10 protein-coding genes are annotated in these 14,099 nt (G+C 67.3%); 4 read left to right on the top strand and 6 right to left on the bottom strand.

What is annotated here, in order from left to right:
• Positions 1-133: 133 nt before the first annotated feature.
• Positions 134-2,029, bottom strand: a complete 1,896-nt coding sequence (locus tag INT51_RS00100) for a hypothetical protein (RefSeq protein WP_193103163.1) — start codon at positions 2,027-2,029, stop codon at positions 134-136.
• A 325-nt stretch (positions 2,030-2,354) separates the two neighbouring features.
• On the opposite strand from INT51_RS00100, the gene pheS reads away from it, so the two are divergent.
• From pheS to INT51_RS00080, 4 genes are all read left to right on the top strand, one after another.
• Positions 2,355-3,434: a phenylalanine--tRNA ligase subunit alpha gene (gene pheS / locus INT51_RS00095; protein WP_226831821.1), complete on the top strand. Its 1,080-nt coding sequence runs from the start codon at positions 2,355-2,357 to the stop codon at positions 3,432-3,434.
• Between the two features lies 1 nt (position 3,435).
• The gene (gene pheT, locus INT51_RS00090; protein ID WP_193103161.1) at positions 3,436-6,036 is read left to right on the top strand and encodes a phenylalanine--tRNA ligase subunit beta; all 2,601 of its coding nucleotides are present in this window, start codon (positions 3,436-3,438) and stop codon (positions 6,034-6,036) included.
• Entirely contained in the window at positions 6,033-6,497 is a 465-nt protein-coding gene (locus INT51_RS00085) for a DUF4870 domain-containing protein (RefSeq protein ID WP_193103160.1), read from the top strand. Before pheT ends, INT51_RS00085 begins: the two co-directional genes overlap by 4 nt.
• A 292-nt stretch (positions 6,498-6,789) precedes the next feature.
• Positions 6,790-7,701: an endo-beta-N-acetylglucosaminidase H gene (locus tag INT51_RS00080; RefSeq protein ID WP_193103159.1), complete on the top strand. Its 912-nt coding sequence runs from the start codon at positions 6,790-6,792 to the stop codon at positions 7,699-7,701.
• Positions 7,702-7,752: 51 nt separating this feature from the next.
• Here the strand turns inward: INT51_RS00080 and INT51_RS00075 are convergent, their stop codons facing one another.
• Genes INT51_RS00075 through INT51_RS00055 form a run of 5 tightly spaced genes read right to left on the bottom strand, consistent with a single transcriptional unit; the run spans position 7,753 to position 13,839 of the window.
• Positions 7,753-9,507, bottom strand: coding sequence for an ABC transporter substrate-binding protein (locus INT51_RS00075; RefSeq protein WP_226831787.1), 1,755 nt, complete (start codon positions 9,505-9,507; stop codon positions 7,753-7,755).
• A 46-nt stretch (positions 9,508-9,553) separates the two neighbouring features.
• A complete protein-coding gene (locus tag INT51_RS00070) occupies positions 9,554-10,657 on the bottom strand; it encodes an ABC transporter ATP-binding protein (protein WP_193103158.1) in 1,104 nt (367 codons plus the stop codon).
• Entirely contained in the window at positions 10,654-11,787 is a 1,134-nt protein-coding gene (locus INT51_RS00065) for an ABC transporter ATP-binding protein (RefSeq protein WP_193103157.1), read from the bottom strand. The genes INT51_RS00070 and INT51_RS00065 overlap by 4 nt, the downstream gene beginning before the upstream one ends.
• Positions 11,784-12,713: an ABC transporter permease gene (locus INT51_RS00060; protein ID WP_193103156.1), complete on the bottom strand. Its 930-nt coding sequence runs from the start codon at positions 12,711-12,713 to the stop codon at positions 11,784-11,786. Before INT51_RS00060 ends, INT51_RS00065 begins: the two co-directional genes overlap by 4 nt.
• A gap of 1 nt (position 12,714) precedes the next feature.
• Positions 12,715-13,839: an ABC transporter permease gene (locus tag INT51_RS00055; protein WP_193103155.1), complete on the bottom strand. Its 1,125-nt coding sequence runs from the start codon at positions 13,837-13,839 to the stop codon at positions 12,715-12,717.
• Positions 13,840-14,099 lie beyond the last annotated feature (260 nt).

Genomic DNA, 14,099 nt, shown 5'->3' with positions numbered 1-14,099 from the left:
CGACGTGAGGGGTAGACGATGTTCTCACCAGGCTATGCGGTCCCCATGGGAAGGTGGTGACGGAGCGCGCCGATGGGGAGCCCGCACGGCGGGCCGGGACTCCTCGCGGCCCAGACGTGGAGGTCGTGACTCGTCACCGGGCGGAGGGTATGGCCACAGTGCCGCCGGACGACGTGCCGCCACCGGAGGCGCCCCGTTGCCCGGGCTCGGGTGATTCTCCTTCCTCGAGCGTGACGCCCGGAGCGATGCCCGGCTGGGTCTCGGCGCCTTGGGTGACCGGGACCCCGCTGTACTCCGCGGCCATCCTCCTGGCTCCGTCGGGACCTTCCCCCGCGTAGGTCCTCAGAGCCTCCAGCTCGTTCGCGTAGAGGCCCCCGGTGTTCTCGTTCGAGTAGATGCCCCCGGTGTTCTCCATGATCTGATCCATCTCCGCTTGGGTGAGGGAGACGCGGATCTGCTGGTCCTCGGTGCTCCACGGCACGTCGTACTTGTCGTGGAAGGAGGTGGGTGCGGCGCTGCCCTTCACGGTGTACCGCAGCTCGTACTCGGGCTCGCCGGCGGAGGATGTATGGCGGACGCCATATGGTTCGTCCCCCGATCCGCCCGGCGAATGGACCCCGGCACGCTCCTCGCGCACCCAGGATCCGTCCGCGTACTCGCGCGTGACGTCATAGACGGTGGCCGACTCCTGAGAAACGCCGGCGGACCATTCGCCGGCGTCGCCTTCACCACCCACGGACAGGCCCCCGGAGTCGGTCTGGGAACGGATGGTGTCCGTGAACTGGTCGACGACGCCCTCCGCCCCGGCGGGGGGCATGTTCCCCGTCGTGACCATGCTGGTGAAGCCGGCGCGCCCCGCCTCCGAGTTCTCGAACTCAGCGTGGGAGACGACTGTCTCCTTCGTTCCCCAGCCGCCTTCGATCGTGACGTTGGCCTGATCGGGGCCGATCTGCAACCCGTAATTGATGCCGCGAACACTGCCCGGGCCCTGGTCGACGGTGAATGTGCCGCCCTCGGTGTGCGCAACGGTGGTCACGTACTGCTCGCTGCCGCTGAGGCTGGCGGATCCTGTGACCACGTCCTTGTAGCCGAGGCTCCCACCGACCTCTCCCGCGAGGGAGTTGGTGATGGTGACGGAACCGCCCTGCGGGATCGTGGTCGGATCGAAAGGGTTGACGGCGAGTGCGTCGTCGATCGTGGAGCCGGGTGGGAGCGTCACGGAATAACCGCTGGTGGCCTCGGCGCTTCCTTCGACGCCCGCCTCGACCCCGCGAACCTCGCCCTGGGTTTCGCCGTTCATCCCGACCGAGGCACCGAAGGTGTAGGTGATCGTGCCGTCGGGGTGGACCGTCTTGCTCCCGGACTCGGCTCGGGTGAGGGTGACCTCGGAGGAGGCCGCGTCGTCGCCGACTTTGAGGACGGAGCGCTCCTTCTCGACCTCGAAGCCCGTGGTGACGGTGCCGTCATCCGTTTCCGAGACGGTGGTGGACGTCGTGGTGTCCCCGGTCTTGGTGCTGGCGGTCCCGTGGGCCGTCGTCGAGGTCTCGGGCTCGAACGTGCTCGGATCGATCGGGGCATCGAGCGTGTTCGTCAGCCCACCGCCCATGCCCCCTCCGAAGCCTCCGAAGCCTCCGAGGCCGAAGCCACCGAACCCGACCCCGGCCGATGCCACCGACCCGTCGCCCGGCCGCAATCCCCCCAGCATCCCGAAGACGTCCCCCAGCAGGCCTCCGCGCAGCAGCCCCAGCAGCGATCCGACGTCCCCCGAGGTGCTCGAAGCCTGATCCTGTTCGTCAGCCTGCTGCTGAAGCAGCAGGCCGAACGCGGAGAGCCGGGACGCCGTCTCCTCGACCTGCCGGGTCACGGCGGCGCAGCGGTCACGGAAGCCAGCGGCGTCCTCTCCTTCCCAGGAGACCGAGGCGGTCACCTGGAGGATCTGCCGCCCGTGGATGCCGAGATCCTGCGCAGCACGGCGCGTTCCCTCGGCGTGCTGCCGCAGCGTCTGCGTATCTGCTCCATAAAAGGTCACGCCCGATATCCCCCATCGTCGTTCTGCATTCCGGTACGGGCGCTGATCGCTCGCACCGACCGGGCGCCGCAGCTCCGGGACCTGGTGACGCGTCCCGGAGCCCCGGGACCGTGTGGCCCGAGTCGGTGCCGTCGAGGGAGACTGCTCCTCGGTAGTGTCAACTCTAGAGAGATCGGGCACCCGACGGAATGGGGAGCACGCACCGGGGAGAACTCCCCATGCATCGACTCATAGAATGGCCGGCGGTGACAGCGCTCCGGCGCCCACGCCCTCCTGCCCCTGGACGAAAGCGATACCCGTGTCCGAGTCATCCTCGACCCCCGACATGCCGGTCATCGACGACGCGACGATCACCGTCGCGATCGATGCCGCGCTCGCAGCGATCGCCGCTGCCCCCGACACCGCCGCCCTGAAGCAGGTGCGCATCGAGCACGTCGGCGACCACAGCGTGCTCACCGCCGCGAACCGCGCCATCAAGGATCTGCCCAAGGATCAGAAGGCCGCTGCCGGCAAGCTGATCGGGCAGGGCAAGGGCCGGGTGCAGAAGGAGCTGGCCGCGCGCCAGAACGAGCTCGCCGCCGCCGAGGAGGAGGCTGCGCTTGCGGCGGAGACGGTCGATGTCACCCTCCCCACTGACCTGCGTTCCCGTGGTGCCACGCATCCGCTGACCACCCTGCAGGACCGCATCAACGACTTCTTCGTCGGCATCGGGTGGGAGATCGCCGAAGGGCCCGAGATCGAGTCGGCGTGGTTGAACTTCGATGCGCTGAACGCAGATGCCGAGCACCCCTCGCGATCCCTGCAGGACACCTTGTACGTGGCTCCGGAGAACTCCGGGATGCTCCTGCGGACCCAGACCTCACCGGTGCAGATCCGCGCGATGATCGAGCGGGGCGCGCCCCTCTACATCGCCTGCCCGGGCACCGTGTACCGAGCGGACGAGATCGATGCGACGCATTCGCCGATGTTCCACCAGGTCGAGGGTCTCGCGATCGACAAGGACCTGACCATGGCGAACCTCGTCGGCACCCTGGACGCCTTCGCGGCGCACCTCTTCGGCGGTCAGCCGATCACGCGCCTGCGGCCCAACCACTTCCCCTTCACCGAGCCCAGCGCGGAGATGGACTTCCGCTGCTTCAACTGTGACGCCCGCCTGGGCGTCGAGCATGATGCGGACCCGAACTGCCGCGTGTGCGGCGGGACCGGCTGGATCGAGATGGGCGGCTGCGGCATGGTCCATCCCAGCGTGCTGCGTGCCGCAGGGGTGGACCCCGAGGAGTACCAGGGCTTCGCCTTCGGACTCGGAATCGAGCGCCTCCTGATGCTCCGCAACGGAGTCTCGGACATGCGCGACATGGTGGAGGGCGACGTCCGCTTCTCCCAGCACTACGGTACGGAGATCTGAGATGCCCCGCATTCCCCTGACCTGGCTCGCCGAGCACGTGACCCTGCCCGAGGGGTCCTCGGCGCTGCAGGTGGCGACGGACCTTGCGAGGGTGGGCCTCGAGGAGGAGTCGATCCACGGTGCGCAGGTGACCGGCCCGCTGGTCGTCGGCCGCGTCCTGGAGCTCGTCAAGGAGCCGCAGAAGAACGGCAAGACGATCAACTGGGTGCGCGTGGACGTCGGCCCGGAGCACAACGAGGACGCCGACAACCCCAAGGATCCCCAGCCGGGGACGGAACGCCCCAGCCGCGGGATCATCTGCGGCGCGCACAACTTCGTCGCAGGCGATCTGGTGGTGGTGTCGCTGCCCGGCACCGTGCTGCCCGGCGACTTCGCGATCGCCGCCCGCAAGACCTACGGGCACACCTCGGACGGCATGATCTGCTCGGGCGACGAACTGGACCTGGGCCCGGATCCCACGGGCGAGGACGGCATCATCGTGCTCGGTCGCGGTCACGCGGAGGGCCTGAGCGCCGAGCCCGGGGACGACGCGATCGCCCTGCTCGGGCTCGCCGACGAGGTCGTCGAGATCAATGTGACCCCGGACCGCGGCTACTGCTTCTCGATGCGCGGAGTCGCCCGTGAGTACTCCCACGCCACCGGCGCCGCCTACACCGATCCGGTCACCACCGTGCAGACGCCCTCCGCGAGCGGCGCCGGCATCGGCGTGCAGCTGCGCGACGATGCCCCGATCCGTGGCGGTGCGGGCTGCACCCGCTTCGTCGCCCTCGAGGTGCATGGCGTGGACCCGACCGCGCAGACCCCGCGCTGGATGGCCCGCCGCCTCACCCAGGCCGGGATGCGCCCGATCTCCTTGATCGTAGACGTCACCAACTACGTCATGCTCGACCTCGGTCAGCCCCTGCACGCCTACGACGCGCAGAAGGTCGTCGCACCGATCGTGGTGCGTCGCGCCCGCTCTGGCGAGAAGCTCACCACCCTCGACGACGTCACGCGCACGCTCGACGTAGAAGACCTGCTGATCACCGACAGCGACGGCGGCGACGGTGCGCGCGTGCTCGGCGTCGCCGGCGTGATGGGCGGGGAATCCACCGAAGTCTCCGAGACCACCACGAGCATCGTGCTCGAGGCCGCCACCTTCCAGCCGATCACCGTGGCCCGCTCCGCGCGCCGCCACCGGCTGCCGTCGGAGGCGTCCAAGCGCTTCGAGCGCGGCGTGGACCCGCATCTCCCGCTGGTGGCCGCTCGCCGCGCAGCAGAACTGATCGCCCGGTTCGGCGGGGGCGAGATCGATTCCCGCGTCACCGACGAGGGGGAGGTCACCGAGCCCGCCCCGGTCACCTTCCCCCTCGGAGACGCCGAGCGGGTGGTCGGTATCGCTTACACCCCCGAGCAGGTGCGTGGAAGCCTCGAGATGATCGGGTGCACCGTCCGGACCGGTTCGGACGACACGCTCGAGGTCACCCCGCCGAGCTGGCGCCCGGACCTCACCATCCGTGAGGACCTGGTCGAGGAGATCGCCCGACTGGTGGGTTACGACACGATCCCCTCTGTGCTGCCCACCGCTCCCGGCGGACGTGGCCTCACCGTCGCCCAGCGCGCCCGGAGATCGGCGAACCGTGCGCTCGCCGAGGCGGGCCTCACCGAGGTCGCCTCCTCCCCGTTCGTCGGGGAGGGCATCTTCGACCGGCTGCGCTACTCGGCCGACGACGCGCGCCGTGGCGCCGTGCGTCTGCTGAATCCGCTGGCCGACGATGAACCGCTGATGCGCACCGAGCTGCTGCAGTCCCTGCTGCCGGTCGCGCGCCGCAATCTTGGTCGTGGCGAGGAGTCGGTGGCGATCTTCCAGCTCGGCGCCACCTCCCTTTCCCGGGGAGCCGACGTCCGCTCTCCGATCCCGTCGGCCGCAGGCCGGCCCACCGACGCCGAGCTCGAGGAAGTCCTGGCTGCTCTGCCCATCCAGACCCGAGTGCTCGCCGCGGTCGTCGGCGGCCCCTCCGGCCCGGACTCCTGGCAGGGCGAGCCCGCTCCCTGGGGATGGGCCGACGTCTTCGACCTGGCCCGACGGGTCGCGGCAGCCGTCGGCTCCACCCTCGAGGTGCGCCGGACCGAGCGCGCCCCCTTCCATCCGGGCCGCGCCGGTGAACTGCGCAGCACCAGCGCTGACGGGACCAGCGCGATCATCGGGTACGCCGGGGAGCTGCACCCCGCGGTCGTCAAGGACTTCGCCCTGCCGGCACGCACCAGCGCTCTCGAGCTCGACCTCGAGGCCCTCATCGCCTCGGCCCCGAGCGTCGTGCCCGCCGTCCCGGTGTCGACCTACCCGCTGGCCAAGGAGGACTTCGCCTTCGTGGTCGAGGAGTCCGTGCCCGCGAGCGCCGTCGAGGCCGCGATCGTGGTGGGCATCGGCGACCTCGCCGAGGACGTGCATCTGTTCGACGTCTTCACCGGTGAGCAGATCGGCGAGGGCAAGAAGTCGCTGGCCTTCTCGGTGCGTCTGCGCTCGACCGAGGCCACGCTGACCTCCGAGCAGATCGGCGCGGCCCGCGCACGCTGCATCGCCGCGGTCGAGACCGCCGTCGGGGGAGTGCTGCGGGCGTGAGCACAGCACCGTCGGATGTCCCGGGCCCGGCGCCGGTCGTGCCGGAGAAACGCGGGACCGTGGCCTGGGCGCTGGGCTTTCTCGCCTACATCCCGGTGCCGTTCCTCGGGCTGCTGGTGGCCGGCATCGTGCAGCTCATCGTGGGGCTGGCCCAGCGCCAGCACGGCGGCCTCGCCGCAGTCAACGGCGTGCGTGCCGCGAACTGGGGGCTCACCCAACTGTGCTGGCCGGTGCTGCTGGCGGTCAGCATGACGATCGCGTACCTCACCGGCGCCCCGTCGCCGACCGGCGGGATGATGTTCCATCCCGTGATGGAGGTCGTGGTCTTCTCCGTCCTGGGGCTGTATCTCGTCATCGGTGTCCTCCAGCTCATCTACGCCATCGTCGGCACCGTGAAGTGCTCCCAGGGGAAGCAGGTCCGCCTGCCGGTGATCCCCTTCCTGCGCGCTCCACGCAGCTGACACCGATGACGGTGGGGACTCAGGACGTGGGATCGCCGCGCGACAGCGGGCTCGCTTCCGGCCGCTACATCGACCTCAGCCTCGACGCCGCTCGGAAGTCCTTCACGGTCCACGGGGGTGATCGGCCTGCTCGGTCGTGTGGCGGAGCTCGGGTTGACCGCCCTGCATCGTCACCTCACCGACGCCAACCCCTGGCACTAATGCGGTTAAGTAACTAAGGTCTGAAGGGTCGGGGCAGCGTTGCTCCGATCGTCCGGAGCACCCGGACGTGATCCGTACTGGAGGACACTGCATGACACTCATCAATCGCAGGACACTGTTCACAGGTGTCGGGGGCCTGGCTGCCGGAGGGCTCGGGGCGGGCGTGCTCGCCGGGCCCGCCGCCGCGGATCCGACGCGACGGGGCGACCGGATCGCCTCTGTCGCCTACATCGAAGTCAACGACAATTCACTCCTGAATGTCGGCCACTACGTGCTCGATGACGGCGGCCCGGGCTTCGACATCGCCGTGATCTTCGCGGCGAACATCAACTACGACGGCGAGCAGGCGTACCTGCATCTCAACGAGAACGTCCAGCACGTCCTGGACAACGTCGACACCTATGTCCGCCCGCTCCAGCAGATGGGTATCAAGGTGGTGCTCTCTGTGCTCGGGAATCATCAGGGGGCGGGCTTCGCCAACTTCCCCGACAAGCGCGCGGCAGATCAATTCGCCCAGCAGGTGACGAAGGTCGTGCGTCGCTACGGACTCGATGGCGTGGACCTCGATGACGAATGGGTGGAGTACGGAGCCAACGGCACCGGTCAGCCCAATGCGTTCTCCTTCGTGTACTTCGTGCAGTCGTTGCGCCAGCGACTCCCGAACGCGCTGATCACCTTCTACGTGATCGGCCCTTCCGCCGAGAACCAGGAGTACGACGGGAAGCGAGTGGGAGACATGGTCGATTACGCGTGGAACCCCTACTACGGAAGTTTCCGTGATTTCGACGTCCCGGGTCTCCCGCGATCGCAGTACGGTGCGGCGGCCGTCGACCTCGGCCCCGGAGGAGGGGCCACGCCGGACCACGTGCGGGAGCTGGCGGAACGGACGGTGGCCGAGGGCTGCGGTGCGTTCGTGACCTACCAGCTGCAGGAGGGGGACCAGTCCGAGCTGGTGTCCGCTTTCACCGAGCCCCTCTACGGCAGCCCGGCTCACATCAGCTGACCTGGTACGGATCAGTGCGGGGCCACCTCAGGGTGGCCCCGCACGTCATCCTCACGTCGAGGGCGTGAACTGCGCGATCGTCTGGACCACGTTGTTGTAGCCGTCGACGCGCGGGAAGTAGTCGATCTCCGACGCCTCCTCGAGGCCGGACCATTTCTTCGTCGAGAACATGCCACCTGCGCCGTTGGACTGCACCGGGATGTACGGGGCGTCCTCAGCGACAGCCTGCTGCAGCACCTGGCAATGCTCGATGATCGCATCGACCTGGTCCGGCGGGGTCTGGGTGATCGCCATGATCGCTTCCTGCGCGGCGTCCGGCATCTGCCAGCGACCATAGTTGCCGTCGGCGACTTCGTCGCCGATCTCGTAGATCTTCGAATGCATGTACATGGTGAACGCCTGGAACGCGCCGCCTGCAGCATTGGTCGTCCACAGGGACAGCTCGTAGTCACCCTTGGCCTGCGCCGGTCCGAAGACGTCGGGCGGGAGCGGCGTGAACTCGATGGTCAGTCCGAGATTCGTGGACCACTGGTCGACCACGATCGGCATCGTCGTCATCTCGGCGGGATTGTCGTTCTGGATGGCGAGCTTGAGGGGGTACTCCTGTCCGTCCTTCTCGAGATGCCCCTGCTCATTGACGGTCCACCCGGCATCTGCGAGCTCCTTCTTGGCTGCTTCGACATCCGGGGTCATCGGGCTCTTGTACTCGTCCTTCAGCATGGACGCATAGATACCGGTATCGAGACCGCTCACCGAGGGGACTGTGTAGGCGATCCCGGCCGCTTCGGCGACGATCCCCATGTCCGCGCCTGCGCGCAGCGCGCGACGTACTGCCGGGTCCTGCGTGGGTCCCTTGTGCGTTGCCATGATGATCCCCCGGGTCGAACCATCCGGGTAGTAGTAGTACCCGTTGTGGTCCTCCATGGTCACGAAGTTGGTGACGACGCCCGGGGCGCCGCCCTGGGACCAGTCGACCTCACCCTGGGTGATCTGCGATTCGATATTGCCTGCGGTGCCGGAGGGCACGATGTGCACCTCTGCGAGATCCGGGCTCACCTCACCCCAGTAGTCGTCGCGGATCTCGATCTCGATCTGCTGTCCGGAGAAGTTCTTCAGGCGGCCGGGGCCGGTGCCCACGGGGTCCTTGTCCAGGTAGTTCTGGCGGTCGAGATCCTTGTAGATGTGCTCGGGGTAGATCGGGTAGTACAGCGACAAGGGGAGGTCCTGTGTGTACTGCGGCTCGTTGTAGGTGACGACGACGGTCTGCTCGTCGGGCGTCTCGATGGCCTTGGCGAGCCACGGCAGGTTCCCTTCCGCGTCGGGCTCGGTTCCGGGCTCCTCGTAGATGAAGCCGTAGGTGAAGGCGACATCCTTCGAGGTGAACTTCTCGCCATCGTTCCAGGTCACGTCATCGCGCAGAGTGTAGGTGGCAACTTTGCCCCCTTCCGTGTACTCGACATCCTCGCCGAGGTTGGGGACCAGCGCTGAGCCGTCGGTCGAGGAGATCCGGAAGAGGGTCTCCCAGAACAGGGCGTTGCCCGGGGCGGATTCGCCGCCGCCGAAGACGTTGAAGTTCTCCGGGAAGACGTTCGAGGTCGCGACGAGGGCGCCGATGCGCAGGATGCCGTCGTTGTCGATCGTTCCTTCGCTGGATCGCGCGCCCGAGCCGCCGGTGTCCGAGGCACCGCTCTCGGAGCTCCCTGTTCCGCTGCCGCATGCGGCCAGGGAGGTGGCGGTGAGTGCGGCAGCGCCCAGGCCGAGCAGAGAGCGACGAGTGAACGTGGTGGTGGACATTCGGTGTGTCATGGAGCTACTCCTTCATTGCAGTGTCCGTGTGATTCCGGGATCGGTGTCACGACTGCCGCTCATACTCAGCGGCGTTCTCCGCCTGCCAGCACTGCACCGTGTGGGCATCCTGGGTGCTGCGGAACAGGGGGAGGGCTTCGGAGGTGCACTTCGGCATGGCCACGGGGCACCTGTCCGCGAATCGGCACCCTGGGATGTCCGAGGAGTTGTCGACGGGCCGGGAGTCCGTGATCGGCTCATGGGTCGGTGTGCCGGAGCCCTTGAACCGTGCGGGGTCGGGAGCTGCGCCGAGCAGGAGCTTCGTGTACGGATGCAGGGGAGCGGAGATGATGCTCTCCGTCGGCCCGGACTCGATGATCTTCCCGCCGTACATGACATGGATCTGGTCGGAGAGATACCGGGCGCTCGCGATGTCGTGGGTGATGTACAGGACCGCGATGTTCTCGGACTCGCGGAGGTCGCCCAGCAGGTTCAGGACATCCAGTCGAATCGACGCATCGAGCATCGAGGTCGGTTCGTCCGCCAGCAGCACGTCCGGATCGACGGCGAGAGCGCGGGCGATCGCGATCCGCTGGCGCTGCCCACCCGACAGATCCGTGGGGTAGCGGTCGAGGTAGCGCGCCGAGGGCGTCATATTCGCCTTCTCGAGCAGCTCCGCGGTCCGCTCCCGGTTCTTGACCCGGCCCAGTCGGGGGAAGTGGATCTTCACCACTCGGGAGACGATGGTGCGGACCTTCTTCAGTCCGTTCAGGGAGGCGAAGGGGTCCTGGTAGATCAACTGCACCTTGCGGTAGTACGCACGCTCGGCGCGGCCTCCTCGTACGCGTATGGGCTTCCCGTCATGCATGATCTCGCCGTGAGTGGGCTTGTGGATCAGCGCGAAGAGTCGCGCGATGGTGGTCTTCCCCGAACCGGACTCGCCGACGAGGGCACTGATCTGACCGGGGAAGAGCTTGAGATCGACTCCGTCGAGCGCGCGGATCGTCACCGGCCGGCCGGCGCTGTCCGTGCCGGAGAAATGCACGTGGACGTCGCGGGCCTCCAGGACCGGGACGGCGTCTTCTCCATGGTCGGGCGCGAGCGCGAGCCTGCCATCAGCGTCCTGCGCTGGAACAGTCCCCGCGGAAACTCTGGGTTCGGGTCTGGTCACTGGTGATCGCCTCCTTCCGCAGGGCGAGAGCTGGGGCCAGGGTTCGAAGTCGCGGGCAGCTGTTGCGTCAGTTCGGATTCGCTGAGCTCGCCGTTGCTGAGGAAGCACGCACTGCGGCCGTCGGGGACGTCGCGGAGCTCGGGGACGCGCTGGTGGCAGATCGCCATGGCTGATTCACAGCGCGGAGCAAAAGCGCATCCGGGGGGCAGGTCCAGAAGATCAGGCGGGGAACCTGAGATACCGGACAGTCGACGCACCGGCTCGGACAGGGGCGGAAAGGCCCGACGCAGGGCGCGGGTGTACGGGTGCTTCGCGCTGTCGTGCAGCCTCGCCGCTGTCCCGATCTCGACGATCTTGCCGCCGTACATGATCGCGATGCGGTCGGAGATCTCCAGGAGCAGCGAGAGGTCATGGGTCACGAACACGACGGCGAAGCCGAGCCGTTCCTGCGCAGCGAGAACCTGGTCCAGGATCTGCCTCTGCATCACGACATCGACTGCCGTCGTCGGCTCATCCATGAGGACGAGGTCCGGATCGCAGGCGAGCGACAGGGCGATCAATGCCCGTTGCTGCATACCACCGGAGAGCTGGAACGGGAACGCGGTCAGGCGGTCTGCGCTGATACCGACCATGGTCAGCAGATCTGCCGCCTGATCTCGAGCCTGCTCCTGCGTGAGCCGTGGGTCATGTGTGCGGATGACGTCGGTGAACTGCTCACCGAGCCGGATCACCGGGTTCAGGCTCGCCATCGCCGACTGCATGACGACGGAGATCTTCGTCCACCGGTATGGCCTCAGCTCGTCCTCGGTGAGGGCGGCGAGGTCGAGGGACTCCGTGCCATCGGTCGGATGGAACCGGATCTCCCCGGCGCTCGTGGCCGCGGGCATCCGCTGCAACCGGCCCAGCGCGTTGAGCAGGGTGGACTTTCCGCTGGCCGATTCCCCGGCGACGCCGAGGATCTCTCCCCGCTTGAGGGTGAGGTTGATGTCGTCGCAGGCGCGGATGTTCCCGGCTTCGGTGACGTAGTCGACGCAGAGGCCGCGCACGTCGAGCAGCGTCGAGGAGTTCTCGAGTCGTTCGATGATCTCGGATTCGGTCTCGAGGTTCTTCGGGACGGTGGTGAGGGTCATCGCGTAGCCATCTCCTTCTGACGCGTCGGTGACGCTGGTCGTGCCTTGTCCCGGAGGAAGATGCGCATGAGCTTCATCCGCTTGCTGGACAACGTGGGGTTCGTGATCTCGTCGAGACCGAAATTGACCATCGTGGTCGCGAAGCCGATGAGGCACAGCGCGAGGCCCGGGGGTATGAACCACCACCACAGGCCGCGGAACAGCGCGTTCTGCGTCATGGCCCAGTTGATCATCAGGCCCCACGAGGGCTCCGAGGGGTTGCCGATCCCCAAGAAGGCCAGTGCGGCCTGCTGGTTCACACCGGCGGCGATGAGGCCGAGGAACATGGGGGAGATGACGCCGAGCAGGTGGGGCATGACCTCGACCAGGATGATCCGGGCGCGGGACTCGCCGACGGTTCGGAGCGCGGTCGTGAAATCTCGCCCTCGCAGGCTCATCGTCTGAGCTCGGATCTGACGAGCGCCGCCGGCCCACTCGATGCCGCCGATGACGATCGAGACCAGGACCCAGTTCGCGTTCTGGAACGCGGCCGCGACGATGAAGAGCAGCGCGAACGTCGGGAAGTTCCCGAATACCAGGATCGTGCCGTTGAGGAATCGGTCGATGAGACCGCCGGCGAACCCCGCCCACGCCCCGATGACGATGGTGAGGAAGGTGCCGATCACGGCGGATGCGAAGCCGACGAGCATGGAGGTGCGGGTGCCGTAGAGCATCCACGACAGGACGTCCTGCCCCTGGCTGGTCGTACCCAACCAGTGCGTGGAATCCGGAGGACCGCCGTTGAGGTGCAGGTAGTCGACCTGCTGCGGGGTCATCTCGAGCACGTTCCGGCTGAACCATGGTCCGAGAATCGCCGTGAGGGTGAACAGACCGATGATCGCGAGGCCGATCTGCACTTTGCCGATGAGGAGGAATCGCGTCAGCACGTCACGTCACCTCCCGGGTGCGCGGATCCAGGAGGACGTACACGGAGTCGGCGATGAAGTTGAACAGCAGCGAGGCGAAGATGACCATGAGCATCACTCCCTGCATCACGGGGTAGTCGCGGGCGGCCTGGGCGCCGGTCAGGAGCGATCCGATGCCGGGGTAGATGAACACGGTCTCGGCGAGGATCACTGCGGTGAGCGCACCGCCCATGCTCTGGGCGAGGCCCGTGAAGTTCGGGAGCAGGGCGTTCCGCGCGGCGTAGCGATTGCGGATCCGGTTCTCGGGGAGTCCCTTGGCGCGGGCGAGCTGGACGTAGTCCTCGTTGACGGTCGTGATCATCATGTTGCGCATGGAGAACAGCCACCGGGCGAACCCGACGATGATCAGCGTGACCAGTGGAAGCGCCCCGTGGTAGAGCGCGGAGAGGTAGAAGTCCGGGTCGGAGAAGTCGATCTCCAGCGAGTTGTTGTACGCGCCCTGGTTGGGGAACCACCCGTTGCTGTAGGCGAGGTACCAGACGATCAGCAGGCCCAGCCAGAACGCAGGGATCGAGCTGAAGAACATCGAGACGGGGGTCAGGATCGCGTCGAGGCGTCGGCCGGGCCTCCACCCGAGGCGGGCGCCGAGGTAGGTGCCGATCATCCACCCCAGAATCGTGGAGACGATGGCGAGATACAGCGTCCAGGGCAGGGCACGACCGATGAGCTCGGTGACAGGGATCGGGTAGTACTGCGAGGACTGTCCGAGATCACCTTGGACGAGTCGCGAGATGTAGTCCCAGAACTGCAGGAGCACCGGGCGCTCCGGGTCTCCGTACCGGGCCTTGATCATGCGGGTCTGATACCCCGACGGCGGCGCGCCGGTGCGGTTGGTGATGTCGCGGATCATCTGCGTAGCGGGATCGCCCGGCATGAAGCGCGGAAGGATGAAGTTCACCAGGACGCTCGCGAACGCGACGATCAGGTACATCGTCAGGCGCTGCCGGAGGTAGACCAGGCCCGCCAGTCGACTCGACCGAGCAGTCGGGCGTCTGCGGCCCGAGGTGGGCCCGTCGTCGGATGCTTCCGCTGGGCGCTGCGTCGATGCCGCCGACCCCAGGGCATCGATAGGCGCAGGCTCGGTCATGAACACCGCCTCGTGAACGGGACGCTCCCTCGGAGTCCGAGCAATCGTCGATGATTGGTTGTACGTGGCGACTTTAGCGGTTAACTTGATCGCACCGGACGATGTTACCCACTCGTGACCCGACTGCCGTTCACGCAGCGGATCCGGTTTATCAAGCGGTTGCCCGTTCGTGGGTGCCCGTGAGGACGACGGGTCACGATTCCCGTCCCAGGAAAGGACACCGATGTCTCGCACCACCTCTCGTCGGACCCTGCTCGCGG

This window comes from Brachybacterium sp. FME24, assembly GCF_014897705.1.
In the GTDB taxonomy this organism is placed as follows: Bacteria; Actinomycetota; Actinomycetes; order Actinomycetales; family Dermabacteraceae; genus Brachybacterium.
This window is presented reverse-complemented; position numbering and strand designations above follow the sequence as displayed.

Bases quoted from the DNA above. Each gene is read 5' to 3' on its own strand.
- pheS (WP_226831821.1), top strand. From the start codon at position 2,355: ATGCCGGTCATCGACGACGCGACGATCACCGTCGCGATCGATGCCGCG.
- pheT (WP_193103161.1), top strand. From the start codon at position 3,436: ATGCCCCGCATTCCCCTGACCTGGCTCGCCGAGCACGTGACCCTGCCC.
- INT51_RS00080 (WP_193103159.1), top strand. From the start codon at position 6,790: ATGACACTCATCAATCGCAGGACACTGTTCACAGGTGTCGGGGGCCTG.
- INT51_RS00075 (WP_226831787.1), bottom strand. From the start codon at position 9,507: ATGACACACCGAATGTCCACCACCACGTTCACTCGTCGCTCTCTGCTC.
- INT51_RS00065 (WP_193103157.1), bottom strand. From the start codon at position 11,787: ATGACCCTCACCACCGTCCCGAAGAACCTCGAGACCGAATCCGAGATC.
- INT51_RS00055 (WP_193103155.1), bottom strand. From the start codon at position 13,839: ATGACCGAGCCTGCGCCTATCGATGCCCTGGGGTCGGCGGCATCGACG.